At 73.5% G+C, this 16,569-nt stretch carries 10 protein-coding genes; 8 read left to right on the forward strand and 2 right to left on the reverse strand.

Annotation, left to right across the window (positions count from 1 at the left end):
* The first annotated feature begins 86 nt into the window (after positions 1 to 86).
* The 3 genes from OG559_RS17210 to OG559_RS17220 all read left to right on the forward strand — a co-directional run bounded on the left by OG559_RS17210 (position 87) and on the right by OG559_RS17220 (position 5,569).
* A complete protein-coding gene (locus tag OG559_RS17210; RefSeq protein ID WP_405105010.1) occupies positions 87 to 3,338 on the forward strand; it encodes an efflux RND transporter permease subunit in 3,252 nt (1,083 codons plus the stop codon).
* 159 nt (positions 3,339 to 3,497) lie between these two features.
* On the forward strand, positions 3,498 to 4,319 hold the full coding sequence (locus OG559_RS17215) for a polysaccharide deacetylase family protein (RefSeq protein WP_405105012.1): 822 nt from the start codon (positions 3,498 to 3,500) through the stop codon (positions 4,317 to 4,319).
* An 11-nt stretch (positions 4,320 to 4,330) separates the two neighbouring features.
* Entirely contained in the window at positions 4,331 to 5,569 is a 1,239-nt protein-coding gene (locus OG559_RS17220; RefSeq protein WP_405105014.1) for an MFS transporter, read from the forward strand.
* 21 nt (positions 5,570 to 5,590) lie between these two features.
* Here OG559_RS17220 and OG559_RS17225 read toward each other — a convergent pair whose 3' ends face one another.
* Positions 5,591 to 5,941: a hypothetical protein gene (locus OG559_RS17225; protein WP_405105016.1), complete on the reverse strand. Its 351-nt coding sequence runs from the start codon at positions 5,939 to 5,941 to the stop codon at positions 5,591 to 5,593.
* Positions 5,942 to 6,049: 108 nt separating this feature from the next.
* On the opposite strand from OG559_RS17225, the gene thrB reads away from it, so the two are divergent.
* The 5 genes from thrB to prfA all read left to right on the forward strand — a co-directional run bounded on the left by thrB (position 6,050) and on the right by prfA (position 14,982).
* Positions 6,050 to 6,994 (forward strand): homoserine kinase, encoded by a 945-nt coding sequence (gene thrB, locus OG559_RS17230; protein WP_405105018.1) that lies wholly within the window; start codon positions 6,050 to 6,052, stop codon positions 6,992 to 6,994.
* A 296-nt stretch (positions 6,995 to 7,290) separates the two neighbouring features.
* Positions 7,291 to 9,501, forward strand: a complete 2,211-nt coding sequence (gene rho / locus OG559_RS17235; protein WP_405105020.1) for a transcription termination factor Rho — start codon at positions 7,291 to 7,293, stop codon at positions 9,499 to 9,501.
* Positions 9,502 to 9,652: 151 nt separating this feature from the next.
* Positions 9,653 to 13,156 carry a phosphodiester glycosidase family protein gene (locus OG559_RS17240; RefSeq protein ID WP_405105023.1) on the forward strand — a complete coding sequence of 1,168 codons (3,504 nt, stop codon included), beginning with the start codon at positions 9,653 to 9,655 and terminating at the stop codon, positions 13,154 to 13,156.
* A gap of 397 nt (positions 13,157 to 13,553) precedes the next feature.
* Positions 13,554 to 13,778 carry a 50S ribosomal protein L31 gene (rpmE, locus tag OG559_RS17245; protein ID WP_117665559.1) on the forward strand — a complete coding sequence of 75 codons (225 nt, stop codon included), beginning with the start codon at positions 13,554 to 13,556 and terminating at the stop codon, positions 13,776 to 13,778.
* A 115-nt stretch (positions 13,779 to 13,893) separates the two neighbouring features.
* Positions 13,894 to 14,982, forward strand: coding sequence for a peptide chain release factor 1 (gene prfA, locus OG559_RS17250; protein WP_405105025.1), 1,089 nt, complete (start codon positions 13,894 to 13,896; stop codon positions 14,980 to 14,982).
* 24 nt (positions 14,983 to 15,006) lie between these two features.
* On the opposite strand, the gene OG559_RS17255 is transcribed toward prfA, so the two are convergent.
* Positions 15,007 to 16,557, reverse strand: coding sequence for a GGDEF domain-containing protein (locus OG559_RS17255; protein ID WP_405105027.1), 1,551 nt, complete (start codon positions 16,555 to 16,557; stop codon positions 15,007 to 15,009).
* Positions 16,558 to 16,569 lie beyond the last annotated feature (12 nt).

The raw sequence follows: 16,569 nt of genomic DNA on the forward strand, positions 1-16,569 counted from the left end.
GCCCGCGCGCCGGAGAAGAGATCTGGTGCGGCAGACTCTCCCTCACCGAGCTGTTCCACCCTCTTCCTCAGGAGTGAGCCGCGCCGATGTCGTTGCTTGCCAGATTCAGCCTCGCCAACCGGGGGCTGGTCGCCCTCATCGCGGTGGTCACGACGATGTTCGGCCTGTTCGCCGTGCCGTCGTTGAAGCAGCAACTCCTGCCTTCGCTGGAGTTCCCCGGCGCCTTCATCGTGGCGGTCTACCCCGGCGCCGGGCCCGAGATCGTCGAGTCCCAGGTCACCGAGCCGATCGAGAACAGCCTCCAGGGCATCCCCGGGCTGGAGGAGGTCACCTCGACGTCCCGCGAGGGCTCCGCCACCGTCCAGGTGCAGTTCGCGTTCGGCACCGACCTGGACGGCGTGGTCAACAAGATGCAGACCGCGCTGAGCCGGATCGACGCCCAGCTCCCCGAGGGCGTCGACCCGCAGGTCCTCACGGGCAGCACCGACGATTTCCCGGCGGTGGTGATCGCCGCGGCCGGCGGTGGTGACGAGCGGGCGCTGGCCGACAAGCTGCGCGACACCGTGGTGCCGGAGCTGGAGTCGATCGAGGGGGTCCGCACGGTCGCCGTGACCGGCACCCGCGACCAGGTCGTAACCGTCACCCCGGACCCGGCCAAGCTGGCCGCCGCGAAGCTCGCGCCGACCGCGATCGGCACGGCCCTGAAGACCAACGGCGTCGCCGTGCCGGCCGGCGCGGTCTCCGACGGCTCGCGGTCGCTCACCGTCCAGGTGGGTACGCCGGTCCGGTCCATCGACGACCTCAAGGGCATCGTGCTGGCCCCGACCGCGCCGAAGGCGGCCCCGGTCCGGCTCGGTGACGTGGCGGCCGTGGAGCAGCAGCTCGCACCGGCCACCTCGCTCACCCGCACCAACGGCCGGGACAGCCTCGGTATCGCGGTCACCGCGTCGCCGGACGGCAACGCCGTCGAGATCTCCCACGAGATCCGGGACCGGCTCGCCGACCTGCGTTCGGCCTCCGGCACGGACCTGACCGTCGTGTTCGACCAGGCGCCGTTCGTGGAGAAGTCCATCGAGAGCCTCACCACCGAGGGCCTGCTCGGCCTGGTCATGGCGGTCGTGGTCATCCTGGTCTTCCTGCTGTCGGTGCGTTCCACCATCGTCACGGCGGTCTCGATCCCGCTGTCGGTGCTGGTGGCGCTGCTCGCGCTCTGGATCGGCGACTACTCGCTCAACCTGCTCACCCTCGGCGCGTTGACCATCGCCGTCGGGCGGGTGGTGGACGACTCGATCGTGGTGTTGGAGAACATCAAACGACATCTGGAGTACGGCGAGCCGAAGCGGGAGGCGATCCTCACGGCGGTCCGCGAGGTGGCCGGCGCGGTTACCGCGTCGACGCTGACCACGGTGGCCGTCTTCGCCCCGATCGCGCTGGTCGGCGGCTTCGTGGGGCAGCTCTTCGCGCCCTTCGCGATCACCGTGACGGTGGCCCTGCTCGCCTCGCTGCTGGTCTCGCTGACGGTGATTCCGGTGCTGGCGTACTGGTTCCTGAAGCCGAAGCGGGGCGCAACGGACGACGCCGCGCGCCGCGCGGCCGAGGAGAAGGAGCTGCGCAGCCCGTTGCAGCGGGCGTACCTGCCCGTGATCGGGTTCGCCACCCGGGGCCGGGGCACCCGCTGGATCACCCTGGGTCTGGGCCTGCTGGTGCTGCTCGGCACCTTCGGCCTGTCCAGCGCGCTCAAGACCAACTTCCTGGACGACTCCGGCCAGGACACCCTGACCATCAGCCAGCAGTTGCCGGCCGGCACCGGCCTGGCGGGCACCGACGAGGCGGCCCGCCGGGTCGAGGCGGTGCTGGAACGCACCGACGGCGTCGAGACGTACCAGGTCAGCGCCGGCGGCAGCGACCAGCCCTGGGCGGGCGGCGGGGGCAACAACGCCGCCACCTTCTCGGTGGCGTTGGACGGCGACACCGACGTGGCCGAGGTGAAGCGGACGCTGCGCCGGGAGTTCGACGCCCTCGGCGCCGAGGCGGGCGAGCTGAGCTTCGCCGGGGCCCAGGGGGCGACCAACCAGCTGGCGGTCGTCGTCCAGGCGGCCGACCCGGAGGTGCTGGCCCGGGCGGCCGAGCAGGCGCGGGCGGCGATGGCCGACACGGCCGACGTCGAGGACGTCTCCACCACCCTGGCCGAGCGGGTGCCGCGGGTGGACGTGACCGTCGACCGGCTGGCCGCGGCCCGGGTCGGGCTCAGCGAGGCGGCCGTCGGCCAGCTCGTGGCCCAGGTGTACCGGGGCGTCCCGCTGGGACAGGTGACCCTCGACGGCGGGCAGCAGGACGTGGTGCTGCGCGGCGGCGGGAAGCCGCCGACGACCGTGGAGGAGCTGCGCGCCCTTCCGGTCGGCCCGGTGAAGCTGGACGACATCGCCGACGTCACCCAGGCCGAGGGGCCGCAGCAGGTGACCCGGATCGACGGCGAGCGCAGCGTCACGGTCACCGGCACGGCGACCGGCGCGAACCTCGGCGCGACCAGCCAGGAGTTGCAGAAGAAGCTGGACGCGATCGACGTGCCCGGGGCGAGCGTCAGCATCGGCGGCGTCAGTGCCGACCAGGAGGAGGCGTTCGCCGACCTGGGGCTGGCCGTGCTGGCCGCCATCGCGATCGTCTTCCTGATCATGGTGGCGACGTTCCGCAGCCTCACTCAGGCGCTGATCCTGCTGATCTCGATTCCGTTCGCGGCGACCGGTGCGATCGGCCTGCTGCTGGCCACCGGCACCCCGCTGGGCGTGCCGGCGCTGATCGGTGTGCTGATGCTCGTCGGCATCGTGGTGACGAACGCGATCGTGCTGCTGGACCTGATCAACCAGTACCGGTCGCAGGGCATGGGGGTCCGGGAGGCGGTGGTCGAGGGCGGCCGGCGCCGGCTGCGCCCGATCCTGATGACCGCGGTCGCGACGATCTTCGCCCTGCTGCCGATGGCGTTCGGACTGACCGGGGAGGGCGGGTTCATCTCCAAGCCGCTGGCGGTCGTGGTGATCGGCGGCCTGCTCAGTTCCACCCTGCTCACCCTGATCCTGGTCCCGACGCTGTACACGATGGTGGAGAACACCAAGGAGTCGCTGCGGGCCCGCCGTCGGCGGCGTACCGGTGGGTCGGTGCCGGAGTCCGGTGTGGCCGGCGCGGATGACGCCCCGGTGACCGAGCCGGTGCCGGCGGGTGCGCCGTCCGGTGCGTCCGGGGCCCGGCCCGCGCCGTCGGCGGCGCTGGTGGACGGCACCGACCAGTTCGAGGTGCTGCGGCTGCCGCGGAGCCGGCAGTCGCCGTTGCCCCCGACCGAGTAGCCGGTCGCAGCCACGACGCGCCCCCGCCGGGTTGTCCCGGCGGGGGCGCGTCGCGTACGAGGTCCGCCGCACATCCGACTCGATCCGCCTGGTAGGCAGGTGCATAATGACGGTCTCGAATCGCCCTCGGCGGCGATTCGCTCGGGTCGGGAGCGGGTAGTGGCGGACAGCGTCAGCCGGTGGGGGCGGCGGACTGTGCTGCGCCGTGCCGGGCTGGTCGTCGGTGGCGGAGTCCTGGGTGCCGGGGCGACCGCCGAGACCACCTGGATCGCCGACCGTCGGCTGCCGCTGGCCGGCGGCCCGGCCAGCGCCACCCTGGGCAGCGATCGCCAGGAGGTCGGCGCGGGCGAGTTGTCGGTCGTCTGGGGGGTCCGGACCGAACAGCGGCTGGTCGCGCTCACCTTCGACGACGGCCCGAGGCCGAAGTGGACGCCGATGGTGCTGGACACCCTCGACCAGTACGCCGTGCCGGCCACGTTCTTCCTGGTGGGGGAGCGGGCCCGCCAGCACGGCGGCATCCTGCGCGACCGACTCGGCCGGCATGAGGTGGGCAACCACAGCTGGGCGCACCACGACCTGGCCCGGCGCGACGCCACCGAGGTCTACGACGACCTGCGGCGCTCGCACGACGCGATCACCGAAGCGGTCGGGGTGGCTCCCCAACTGCTCCGCCCCCCGTACGGGCACCTCGGCGGCGCGGTGCTGCACGCCGCCGTCCGGCTGCACTACAGGCTTGTGCTCTGGTCGGTGCAGATGCTCGAGGGGCGGTTCCCGGACGACCCCGCCGGGCACGCCCGCCGGATCGTGGCCGAGGTGCAGCCGGGCACCATCCTGCTCGCCCACGACGTGGGGCCCGCCAACCGGCTGATCGCACTGCGCGGCCTGCCCGCCATGATCACCGGGCTGCGGGACCGTGGCTTCACCTTCGTCACCGTCTCCGAGTTGCTGCGCCAGGCGACCGCACCGAGCCCCGGCGAGTAGGGTTCCCGTCCGTGCCGCCCACCACCTCGGTTCTGGTCCGCAACCGGAACTTCCGCAACCTCTTCCTGGCCGAGCTGGTCGTCTTCGGCGCCGACTGGTTCGTCATGGTGCCGCTGCTCGTGCTGCTGCCGACGCTGACCGGCAGCGGTGTCTGGGGCGCGCTCGTGCTGGCCGTGGACACCGGCGTGGTGGCGCTGCTGCTGCCGTACACCGGGACGATCGCCGACCGGTTCGACCGCAAGAAGATCATGATGGCGGCCAACGTGGCGTCGCTGTTCGGCGTGCTGCTGCTGCTCGGCGTCCGCAGCGCGGACACGGCGTGGCTGGCGATGGCGGGGATCGCCGTGGTGGCGGTGGCGAAGGCGTTCTACTCCCCGGCCGCCCAGGCCGCCCTGCCCAACGTCCTCGACCCCGAGGAGCTGGCCGCCGGCAACGCGGTCGCCGGCTCCGCCTGGGGCACCATGACCGTCGTCGGCGCCTCGCTGGGCGGCGTGCTCAGCGCCGCCGCCGGCCCGTACGTCTGCTTCTGGGTGGCCGCGGTCGGCCTGACGCTGGCGGCGGGGCTGGCGGCGCTGATCCGCCGTCCGTTGCAGGTCCCCCGGGACGCCGCCGTGCCCGCCCAGCGCACCTGGGCGGCGATCCGGGAGGCGCTGGGCTACATCGGTCACCGCCCCCGGGTCCTCGGGCTGGTCACCGTGAAGTCCGCGGTGGGCCTGGGCAACGGCGTGCTCACCGTCTTCCCGCTGCTCGCCGGCGTGTACGGGGTGGGTGCGATCGGCACCGGCCTGCTCTTCGCGGTGCGCGGCGCCGGCGCGCTGGTCGGTCCGATCCTGATGCGCCGGGTGCTGACCAACCGGGCCTGGCTGCTGCCCGGCCTGGCCCTGTCGATGTCCCTCTACGGCCTGGCCTACGTGGGCACCTCGGTGGTCGACTGGTTCCCGCTGGTGCTGGGGCTGGTCTTCGTGGCGCACTTCGCCGGTGGGAGCAACTGGGTGATGTCGAACTTCGCCCTTCAGGGCGAGGTGCCGGACCGGCTGCGCGGCCGGGTCTTCGCCACCGACATGATGCTGGCGACGCTCGCCGTCTCGGTCAGCCAGCTGGTGGTGGCCGGAGTTATCGACATCGTGGACGAGCGGGTGGTGCTGGCCGGCTGCGGCCTGGTCACGCTGGTCTACGCGGTCGGCTGGCGGATCGCCACCCGGCGGCTCTCGCTGACCGACCCGGTGGCCGAGCCCGTACCGGCCCGCTGACCGCCCGGCGGGGCAGTGGGGTCACGCGCCGCCGGTCGGCCGCCGGCCCGTCAGGGCCGCGGCGATCACCAGGCCCAGCCCGGCGGGGTGGAGCAGGGCGAGTACCAGGCTGACGCCGGTGTTGAGCCGGGCCACCGTGACGCCGGACAGCGAGGCGCCCCCGGACGTGTAGAGCCGGGGCAGGACGAGCAGCCAGGCGAGGCTGACCAGCGCGCCGACCAGCAGCACCACCACGCCCGACACCAGCATCAGCCGGGATGGCCGGCCGAGCCGGTCGCGGGAGACGACTGCCAGTGTCAGGCCGGCCACCAGCACCAGCAGGGTCGGGAGCTGCGTGGCCACCTGGGTGGCCGAGTAGGTCAGGAACTCCATGCCAAAACTCCCGCCCTGTGATCGTCCCGGCCAGGCTAGCGGAGGCGGACGAATCCCACGGGCCGGGCGGACCGCCGCCGGACCGCCCCGGCGGCCTAGCATGAGCGCGTGCCGACGACATTCGTGTCCGGGCCGGTCAAGGTCCGGGTCCCCGCCACCAGCGCCAACCTCGGTCCGGGGTTCGACGCGCTGGGGCTGGCGCTCGGCCTGCACGACGACGTGGCCGCCGAGGTGGTGCCCGACGGCGTCCGGGTGACGGTGACCGGGCAGGGCGCGGGTGAGCTGCCCGACGACGACGCACACCTCGTCGCCCGGGCGATGCGGGCCACCTTCGACGCGCTGGGCGGACAGCCGTCGGGCTTCGCCGTGGAGTGCGTCAACCGGATTCCGCAGGCTCGTGGCCTGGGATCCTCGTCGGCCGCCATCGTGGCCGGCGTGGAGCTCGCCCGGGCGCTGGTCGTCGACGGCGACAACCGGCTGGACGACGCGGGCGCGCTGCGGTTGGCGGCGGAGATCGAGGGACATCCGGACAATGTCGCCCCCTGTCTGCTCGGCGGCTTCACGATCGCCTGGACGGAGCCGTCCGGCGCCCGCGCGGTCTCGCTGGCCGTCGACGACCGGGTGCGGCCGACGGTCTTCGTGCCCGAGGAACGCGGCCTGACCGCCGTGGCCCGGGCCGCGCTGCCCGGCACCGTCCCGCATGCCGACGCCGCGCTCACCGCCGGCCGGGCCGCGCTGCTGGTGCACGCCCTGACCGCCGAGCCGGCCCTGCTGCTGCCCGCCACGGTCGACCGGCTGCACCAGGGCTACCGCGCCGAGGGGATGCCCGGCACGGCTGCCCTGGTCGGCGCGCTGCGTGCGGCCGGTGTGGCTGCCGTGGTCAGTGGGGCCGGGCCGACGGTGCTGGCGCTGAGCGAGCCTGACCCGGGCTTTTCCGGGGGAACAGGTTGGCGGACTCTGCGGTTGGCAATAGATGTGCACGGAGCACGGGTCGCACGGGGTAGACTTGGACACGCCGAGCGGGACCCTGTTGCCGCAGGTCGGAAGAGTTGATTACGCTCTAGACTTAGCACAGCCGCGAAGCATGCGATCTTCCTGCGGGTCGGCGCACCCCCGAAACTCTCGGCGGTCAGCCCGTCACTTCTGCTTAAGGCCCACGCCGCACCGCAGTTTCCGCAGGTCGCCGCAGACGGCGAGACCTGTTCACCGATGTTGGTGAGCCGGGAAACCCGACCGGCTGCTGTGTCACAGTCTCCCGCGACGCGTCATGCGAGGCGGGTGCACCGAGGCCGCCCGGCCACCTGCTTGTCGACTCCGGGCAGTCCCGGCCTATCGAGGGAAGGAATCCATTGAGCGACACCACCGACGTGACGTCGGATGTTTCCAACGTCGCTGGCGATGCCGCCGCTGCCGCCCCCGTCCGCCGTCGGCGTAGCGGAACCGGCCTGTCGGCGATGCTGCTGCCGGAGCTGCAGAGCCTGGCCGCGTCGCTCGGCATCTCCGGCACGGCTCGCATGCGCAAGGGCGAGCTGATCAGCGCGATCACCGAGCGGCAGGGCGGCGCCGCTGCCGGGACCCCTCGACCGCGGGCCGAGGTCGCAGCCGCTGCCCCCGCCCGTGAGGAGGTGCACGTGGAGGTCTCCCAGACCCCGTCCGGCGCCGACCAGAACCGGGCCCAGGAGCCGGCCGTTGCCGCGCCGGCCGAGGGCCGGACCAGGGCCCGGCGCAGCCGGGCCGCCACTGCCGAGCCCCGGGCCTCCAAGGCCGAGACCCGGCCGGTCGAGGCCCAGCCGGCTGAGACCCGGCCGGTAGAGCCGCGCGCCGAGGAGCCGCCGGTCGCGACCGTGACCGAACCCGCCGAGCGCGGCGAGGGCCGCCGGGAGCGCGGCGAGGTCCGGGGCGGCCGGGACCAGGCCGACCGGACCGAGCGTGCCGACCGGACCGACCGGACCGACCGGACCGACCGGACCGAGCGTGCCGACCGGACCGACCGGACCGAGCGTGCCGACCGGACCGAGCGTGCCGACCGGACCGAGCGTGCCGAGCGGACCGACCGTGCCGACCGGACCGACCGTGCCGACCGGACCGACCGGACCGAGCGCGGTGAGCGTGCTGAGCGGACCGACCGTGCCGAGCGGACCGACCGGACCGAGCGCGGTGAGCGTCCCGAGCGGACCGACCGTGCCGAGCGGACCGACCGGACCGAGCGCGGTGAGCGCAACGACCGGAACGACCGGAACGACCGCAACGACCGGGGGCCGCGCGTCGACAACGACGACGACGACGAGGCGGGTGGCCGGCGGGGCCGGCGCAGTCGCTTCCGGGACCGTCGTCGGGGCCGCGGCGAGCGTGGTGAGGACGGTGGCGGTCCTGGCGGCGGCGGTCCTGGCGGTGCCGGCGGTGGCCGCGAGCCGCAGGTGAACGAGGACGACGTCCTCGTTCCGGTCGCCGGCATCATCGACGTGCTCGACAACTACGCCTTCGTCCGGACCACCGGCTACCTGGCCGGCCCGAACGACGTGTACGTCTCGATGTCCCAGATCAAGAAGTACGGCCTGCGGCGCGGTGACGCGATCACCGGTGCGGTACGTGCGGCGCGGGACGGTGAGCAGCGGCGGGACAAGTACAACCCGCTGATGCGGCTGGACACGATCAACGGGATGGAGCCGGACGAGGCGAAGCGTCGGCCGGAGTTCTACAAGCTCACTCCGCTGTATCCGCAGGAGCGCCTGCGGTTGGAGACCGAGCCGCACATCCTGACGACCCGGGTCATCGACCTGGTCATGCCGATCGGCAAGGGCCAGCGGGCACTCATCCAGTCGCCGCCCAAGGCGGGTAAGACGATGGTGCTCCAGGCGATCGCGAACGCGATCACGCACAACAACCCGGAATGCCACCTGATGGTGGTGCTGGTGGACGAGCGGCCCGAAGAGGTCACCGACATGCAGCGGTCGATCAAGGGCGAGGTCGTCGCGGCCACGTTCGACCGGCCGCCGCAGGACCACACGACGGTGGCGGAGCTGGCGATCGAGCGGGCGAAGCGCCTGGTCGAGCTCGGGCATGACGTCGTCGTGCTGCTCGACTCGGTGACCCGGCTCGGTCGGTCGTACAACCTGGCGGCGCCGGCCAGCGGCCGGATCATGTCGGGTGGTATCGACTCCACCGCGCTCTACCCGCCGAAGCGCTTCCTCGGTGCGGCCCGCAACATCGAGAACGGCGGCTCGCTGACCATCATCGCCACGGCGCTGGTGGAGACCGGGTCCATGGCGGACACGGTCATCTTCGAGGAGTTCAAGGGCACCGGCAACGCGGAGCTGAAGCTGGACCGGAAGATCGCCGACAAGCGCACCTTCCCGGCCATCGACATCAACCCGTCCGGCACCCGTAAGGAGGAGGTCCTGCTCGCACCCGAGGAGCTGGCCATCCTCCACAAGCTCCGCAAGGTCCTGCACTCGCTGGACTCGCAGGCGGCGATGGACCTGCTGCTCGACAAGCTCAAGCAGACCCGCACCAACATCGAGTTCCTGATGCAGATCGCGAAGTCCACACCGGGGGACTGATCCGGAGGGACTGACGGAAGGGCACGGCCGCTCGCGGCCGTGCCCTTCCGCGTCCCGGGGCAGGCCGGAAGGGTCGGCCGACGTGAAGTTTTCCTTCGGTTAAGCCGCTAGGTATTGAAACTTCTGTTCACCGTCGGGTTGACTGGCGGTCATGCGCACCCGCAGTCGATCCGTTCATCTCGCCGGCGTCCTGCTGCTGACGCCGCTGCTCACCCTGACGGGCCCCGTGCCGGCCGCGGCCGGCCCACCCCCTGCCCCGGCCGGCGGGACCGCCGCCGAGGACGCCCCCCGCGCCTCGTCCGCCCCCGCCGACGCGGTCGCCCTCGCCGGTGACCCGGCCGCGGCCAGCGCCGCCACCCGCGCAGCCTCCGGCGTCGAACCGGCCGGTGGCCTGGAGACCGCGAAGACCGTCCGGCCGGTCGCCCCCGGCCTCGACCTGACCTCCTTCGACCGCTACGACGCCGATGGGTGGCTACGCGCCGACGCGTTGACCGCCGACCTCACCGGCGGGGTCACCGTGGACTACGTCAACTCCGGCGAGGTGGCGAAGGCCGAGCCGCTGCGCGGCGCGGTGGACCGGTCCCGGGCCGTCGCCGCCGTCAACGGCGACTTCTTCGACATCAACAACTCCGGGGCGGCCCAGGGGATCGGGGTACGCGCCGGGGAGCTGGTCCAGTCGCCCATCGCCGGGCACAACAACGCCGTCGCGATCAGCGCCGACGGCCTCGGCCGGGTGATCCAGGTGAACTTCGACGGCACCGCCACCCTGCCCGCCGGCCCGGTGTCGCTGACCCAGTTCAACAACATGGTGCAGGCGAACGGGGTCGGCCTGTTCACCCCGCTCTGGGGCGCGTACTCCCGGGAACGTGCGGTGGAGGGCGCGCAGCGCGTCGCCGAGGTGACCGTGGTCGACGGCCGCGTCGCAACGGTGACCACGGCGGCCGGTACCGGCCCGATCCCCGCCGGCACCATCGTGCTGCTCGGGCGGGACTCGGGCGCGGACGCCCTCGCCGGCCTGCGGCCGGGCGACACGGTGAGCGTGGCGTACCAGCCGAAGGCGTCCGACGGCGGCACCCTGCGCGCGGCGGTCGGCGGCAGCAACGTGCTGGTCCGCGACGGAGCGGTGCAGAGCATCGCCGACGCCTCACTGGCGCCGCGCACCGCGGTCGGCTTCACCGCCGACGGCAAGCGCATGATCATGCTCACCGTGGACGGCCGGCAGGTGGACAGCCGGGGCGTCACCCAGACCGAGATGGGCCGGATGATGGCCGAGTTGGGCGCGTGGACCGCGCTCAACCTCGACGGCGGCGGCTCCTCGACCCTGCTGGCCCGCCGCCCCGGCGAGGCGACCGTCGAGGTGGCGAACAGCCCGTCCGACGGTGCTGAGCGCGCCGTGCCCAACGGCCTGGCCATCTACGCGCCGAAGGGCAGTGGCCGGCTCACCGGCTACTGGCTGCGCACCACCAGCGACCCCGCCGCCGCGCCGGGCGTCGCCCCGGTCCGGGGCGGCCGGCCCGACCGGGTCTTCCCCGGCCTGACCCGTAAGCTCACCGCCGCCGGCCACGACGAGACGTACGGCCCGGCGGCCGGCGCCCCGGCCTGGCGGGCGAATCCCGCGGTCCACGGGCTGGTCGACCGCGGCGGCGTCTTCCGGGCCCTCCTGCCCGGCCGCAGCACCGTCACCGCGTTGCGGGGCGGGGCCAGCGGGACGCTCGACCTCACCGTGCTCGGCCCGTTGGCCCGGATCGACGCCACGACCGACCGGGTCGGGCTGAACCGGGCCGGCGACGCCGCCCTGTTCGGCGTCGTCGGCTACGACGCCGAGGGCAACACCGCCCCGATCGAGCCCGCCGACCTGCGGCTCGAATACGACCGGAGCCTGCTCGACGTCGCCCCCACCGAGGACGGCAACCTCTCGGTGAAGGCACTCACCGACAGCGGCTCCGCCCTGGTCACCGTGCGTGTCGGGGCTCGGACCACCGTCCTGCCGGTCACCGTCGGGCTCACCGACGTCCCGGTGGCCACCTTCGACGACGCGGCGTCCTGGAAGTTCAGCCAGGCCCGGGCCAGCGGCTCCGTCGCCCCGGCGCCGGGCCACACCGGCACCGGCCTGAAGATGTCGTACGACTTCAGCCAGTCCACCGGTACCCGCGCCGCGTACGCCGACCCGCCGGCCTGGATCGAGGTGCCCGGCCAGCCGCAGGCGTTCGGTATGTGGATCAACGGCAGCGGCAAGGGGGAGTGGCCCAGCCTGCACCTGCACGACGCCCAGGACACCCAGCACGTGCTGCGTGGCCCGCTGATCACCTGGACCGGCTGGCGGTACGTCGAGCTCGCCGTCCCGGCCGGGGTGCAGTACCCGGTGCGGGTGCGCCGGTTCTACGTCGCGGAGACCAACGCCGCAGCCCAGTACACCAGCGAGATCGTCATCGACGACCTGGTGGCGAAGGTTCCCCCGACGGTCGACGCGCCGGCCGAGGAGCCGCGCACCGACCGGGTGGTGCTGCGCGACGGCACCGTCGACGGGGCGCCCTGGCGCTTCGCGGTCATGTCCGACGCCCAGTTCGTCGCCGCCGCCCCGGACAGCGACCTGGTCGCCCAGGCCCGCCGCACGCTGCGCGAGATCCGGGCCGCCAAGCCGGACTTCCTGGTGATCAACGGGGACTTCGTGGACACCGCGTACCCGGCGGACTTCGCCCTGGCGAGGCGGATCCTCGACGAGGAGTTGGGCGGCGAGCTGCCCTACTACTACGTCCCCGGCAACCACGAGATCATGGGCGCCCCGATCGGCAACTTCACCGCCGCGTTCGGGGCCACCTCGCGGGTCTTCGACCACGCCGGCACCCGGTTCGTCACGCTGAACACGTCCGCCGGGTCGCTGCGTGGCAGCGGCTTCGACCAGGTCGAGCTGCTGCGCGACACCCTCGACCGGGCCGCCGCCGACCGGAGCGTCGGCTCGGTGGCCGTGCTGTTCCACCACCCGCCGCGCGACCCGAGCCCGGCGAAGGCCAGCCAGCTCGGCGACCGCAAGGAGGCGGCGCTGGTCGAGCAGTGGCTCGCCGACTTCCAGCACCGCACCGGCAAGGGCGCGCTCGTCGTCAACGGCCACGTCGGCGCGTTCCACGCCGACCGGGTCGACGGGGTGCCGTACGTGATCAACGGCAACTCGGGCAAGAATCCGTCCACCCCGGCGCAGCTCGGCGGCTTCACCGGCTGGACGGAGTTCGGCGTCGACCCGGTCACCCCGGCCGAGGCCGAGCGGGCCCGCCGCAACCCGCTCGCCGAGGGCCCCCGCTGGGTGGACGCCGAGTTGCACGCCCACGTCGACGAACTCGCCCTGACCGCGCCGGAGACGGTGGCGGTCGGCACCCCGGCCCGGGTGACCGCGACGCTGACCCAGCCGGGCGGGCGAGTCGTGCCGGTGGCCGCCCCGGTCAGCGCGGACTGGTCCGCCTCGCCGAGCGTTCTCGTCGGACCGCTCATCGGGCTGAGGCCCTGGCACGTGGCCCGGTTCGACCCGGCGACCGGTGTGCTGACGGCGCTGCGTCCGGGCGCGACGGTCCAGCTCGCGGTGACGGTCAACGGCGTCCGCGCCGAGGCCACCGTCACCCTCACCCGGGCGGCCGCCGCAGCCGCCCGGACCCCCGCCGCCTGAGAGGTGGGGAAGGGCCCCGGCCGCCGCGGAACGCGGCGACCGGGGCCCTTCCCGTGCCACACGGCTCCGGGCTGTTCCTGGGATGAATCGGACATCAGCCCACGATGCGCCCGCCGTCCCCGGCCGCCGCACGCTCCTCGGCTGCCGGGAGGTTTTCCCCTCCGCCGAGGGGGCCGGCTCGCACCGGAATGCGGGGCGGCGGGGCGGGAATGCGGGAGGGGACCGGCACGTTGACGAAGCCGGACCTGCTGTGCGGCCCGCCTGACGGGTCGGCCCACGCCCATGGCACACTGGTCAATCGGCCACCGGTTCCGGTTCACGCCCGAGCCCGGCGCGCACCACGCGTCGGCGCCCGCACGGGCGACCCGGCGACCACCCACGAAAGGACCGAGGCGACATGAAGTCCAACATCCACCCGGAGTACACGACCACCGAGGTCAGCTGCTCCTGCGGTAGCACCTTCACGACCCGCAGCACCGCCAAGGGCGGTTCCATCCACGTCGAGACCTGCAGCGCCTGCCACCCGTTCTACACCGGTAAGCAGCGCGTTCTCGACACGGCCGGCCGGGTCGCCAAGTTCCAGCAGAAGTACGCCAAGGTTCAGGCCAAGAAGGCCAAGTAGCTCCACGTTCGGCGCCCGCGTCCGGCTTCCTGCCGGGCGCGGGCGCTGTCCGTATTGCCCCCCGTCCGGTCCACCATCCCCGGCCGGTCCTCGTCGTCGAAGGAGCACCCCGAGCATGAGCAGCGAGCGGCTGGCCGCCCTCCTCGACGAGTACGCCGAGTTGGAGAAGCGCCTCGCGGACCCGGCCATCCACGCCGACCAGGGCACCGCCCGCCGGGTCGGCCGCCGGTACGCCGAACTGGTGCCGCTGAACAAGGCGGCCGGCGAGCTGGCGCAGGCCCGCGCCGACCTGGTCGCGGCGAGGGAACTGGCCGCCGAGGAGCCGTCCTTCGCGGCCGAGGCGGAGTCGATCGCCGCCGGACTGCCGGCGCTGGAGCAACGCCTCGCCGAGTTGCTGATCCCGCGCGACCCGCACGACGCCAAGGACGTGATCGTCGAGATCAAGGCCGGCGAGGGCGGCGAGGAGTCCGCCCTGTTCGCCGGCGACCTGCTGCGGATGTACACCCGGTACGCCGAGCGGCACGGGTGGCTCACCGAGGTGATCGACGTGCAGGACTCCGACCTGGGCGGGGTGAAGGACGTCTCGCTGGCGATCAAGACCAAGGGTGTCCCGGAGGGCGGCAACGGGGTCTGGTCCCGGCTCAAGTGGGAGGGCGGGGTGCACCGGGTGCAGCGCGTCCCGGTCACCGAGTCGCAGGGACGCATCCACACCAGTGCCGCCGGGGTTCTGGTGCTGCCCGAGGCGGAGGACGTGGACGTCACCATCGACCCGAACGACCTCCGGATCGACGTGTTCCGCTCGTCCGGGCCCGGCGGGCAGTCGGTGAACACCACCGACTCGGCGGTGCGGATCACCCACCTGCCGACCGGGATCGTGGTCTCCTGCCAGAACGAGAAGTCCCAGCTCCAGAACCGGGAGCAGGCGATGCGCATCATGCGGGCCCGGCTGTTGGCCGCCGCCCAGGAGCAGGCCGACGCCGCCGCCTCGGACGCCCGCAAGGCGCAGGTGCGCACGGTGGACCGCTCGGAGCGGATCCGCACGTACAACTATCCGCAGAACCGGATCACCGACCACCGGATCGGCTACACGGCGTACAACCTGGACCTGGCCCTCGCCGGTGAGCTGGACGGCGTGCTGGACGCCCTCGCCGAGGCCGACCGCACTGCCCGACTGGCCGGCGACACCGAGCTGACCCGCCGCTGACCGGCCCCTGAGCCGCCCCCGGGGTCAGGAGGCGCGAGCGCGGGCCTTGGCGGCGAGCATCTCCCGGTCGGCGGTCTCGAACGCCGTGCCGAGCGCGTCGCGTAGGCCCGCGCCGGAGCCGCTCACCTCGGCGAAGCCGATGCTGACCCCGACCGGGGTGCCGGGCACCAGCGACTCCCAGTCCTCCGTGCCCACCGCCGCCTTGATCCGGCGGGCCACCTCGGTCGCCTCGGACATCCCGGCGCCCGACAGCACCACCACGAACTCGTCGCCGCCGTAGCGGGCCACGAAGTCACCCCGGCGCATCACCCGGTTGATCACCCCGGCGACGCGCTGGAGGACCAGGTCGCCGGAGTGATGGCCGTGCCGGGTGTTGACCGCCTTGAACTTGTCCAGGTCACAGACGCCGATCACCACCCGCTCGCCGCGGGCCACCACCGCCGCGATGTAGCGCTCCAGCCGGCGCCGGTTGGGCAGCCCGGTCAGCGGGTCGGTGAGCGCCTCGCCCTCGTACCGGGCGGCCTCGCGGCGCATCTCCTCGTGGTCGATCCGGGCGGCGATGCCGTCGATGTAGACGTCCCGCAGCCGGTCGCTGCGCTGGGCGGCGAGCCGGAACGCGTGCCGGTCGGCCCGGTGCGCCGCCGGGTGGTCGCCGGCCCGCCCGTACGCGATGCTGCGCAGCCGCGCCGACTCGGCGGCGCCGAGGGTCTCGTGGGAGACCCGGGCGGTTTCCAGCCGGGTGACCGCCTCGATCGGGTTGCCGGTGGCGATGGCCATGCACACCTGGCCGAGCTGGCGCATGTCCCGGGCCCGCGCGCTGTCCCCACCGTGCGCGAGCAGCCGCGTCGGGTCCGCGTCGGTGCCGGTCTCCACCCGGTCGCCCAGCGCCGCCCGCCGGGCGGCGGCGTAGCCGTACGCGGCGAGGCTGCTCGGCCGCAGCTGACCGGCCCGCTCGCCGCGCAGGAACCGGCTCAGGTCGGAGGCGACGTCCCGGAGCACCCGTAGGCAGCCGTCACTGTCGCCGTTGTGGTCGAGGGCCACCGCGTTGCGCAGCCGGATCCCGGGGGCGGCGAAGGTCTCCTCGGGGATGCCGGCGGCGACCCCGAGCTGGCGGGCGCGCTCGATCGCGCCGAGGGCGTACCCGTGGAAGCTGAGGTACGAGTAGGCCATCGCCAGGTCGTGCCAGCCCCACGCGGTCTCCCGGTCCGGGTCGTCCACCGCGCCGAGCGCCCGCGCGGCCTTGACCAGGTGGGTGACGCACCGGTCGAGCGCCCCCTGGTGGTGGGCGGCGAGCGCGGCCAGTGCGTTGAGGTGCCCGTGCAGGTACGGCTCGGCGAGGTCCCGCACGGCGGCGGACGCCTCCTCGATGGCCCGGGTGAACTCGGCGGTGCGACCGAGATTGATCAACGCGGAGAGGCGCTGGACCAGCGCGTCCGCCCGGACGTACGGGTCGGCGGTGCTGTGGATCACCCCGTCGAGCAGGAGGCACGCCTCGGCGGAGCGGTCCACCTCCTGCAGGGTGCGGGCCCGCGTGAGGGCGTCAACCTGGTCGTTGACCCGGTCGAGCCAGCCCACCCGCGACCTCCC

Origin of the sequence: Micromonospora sp. NBC_01405 (genome assembly GCF_045040155.1) — a bacterium.
Lineage (GTDB): Bacteria > Actinomycetota > Actinomycetes > Mycobacteriales > Micromonosporaceae > Micromonospora.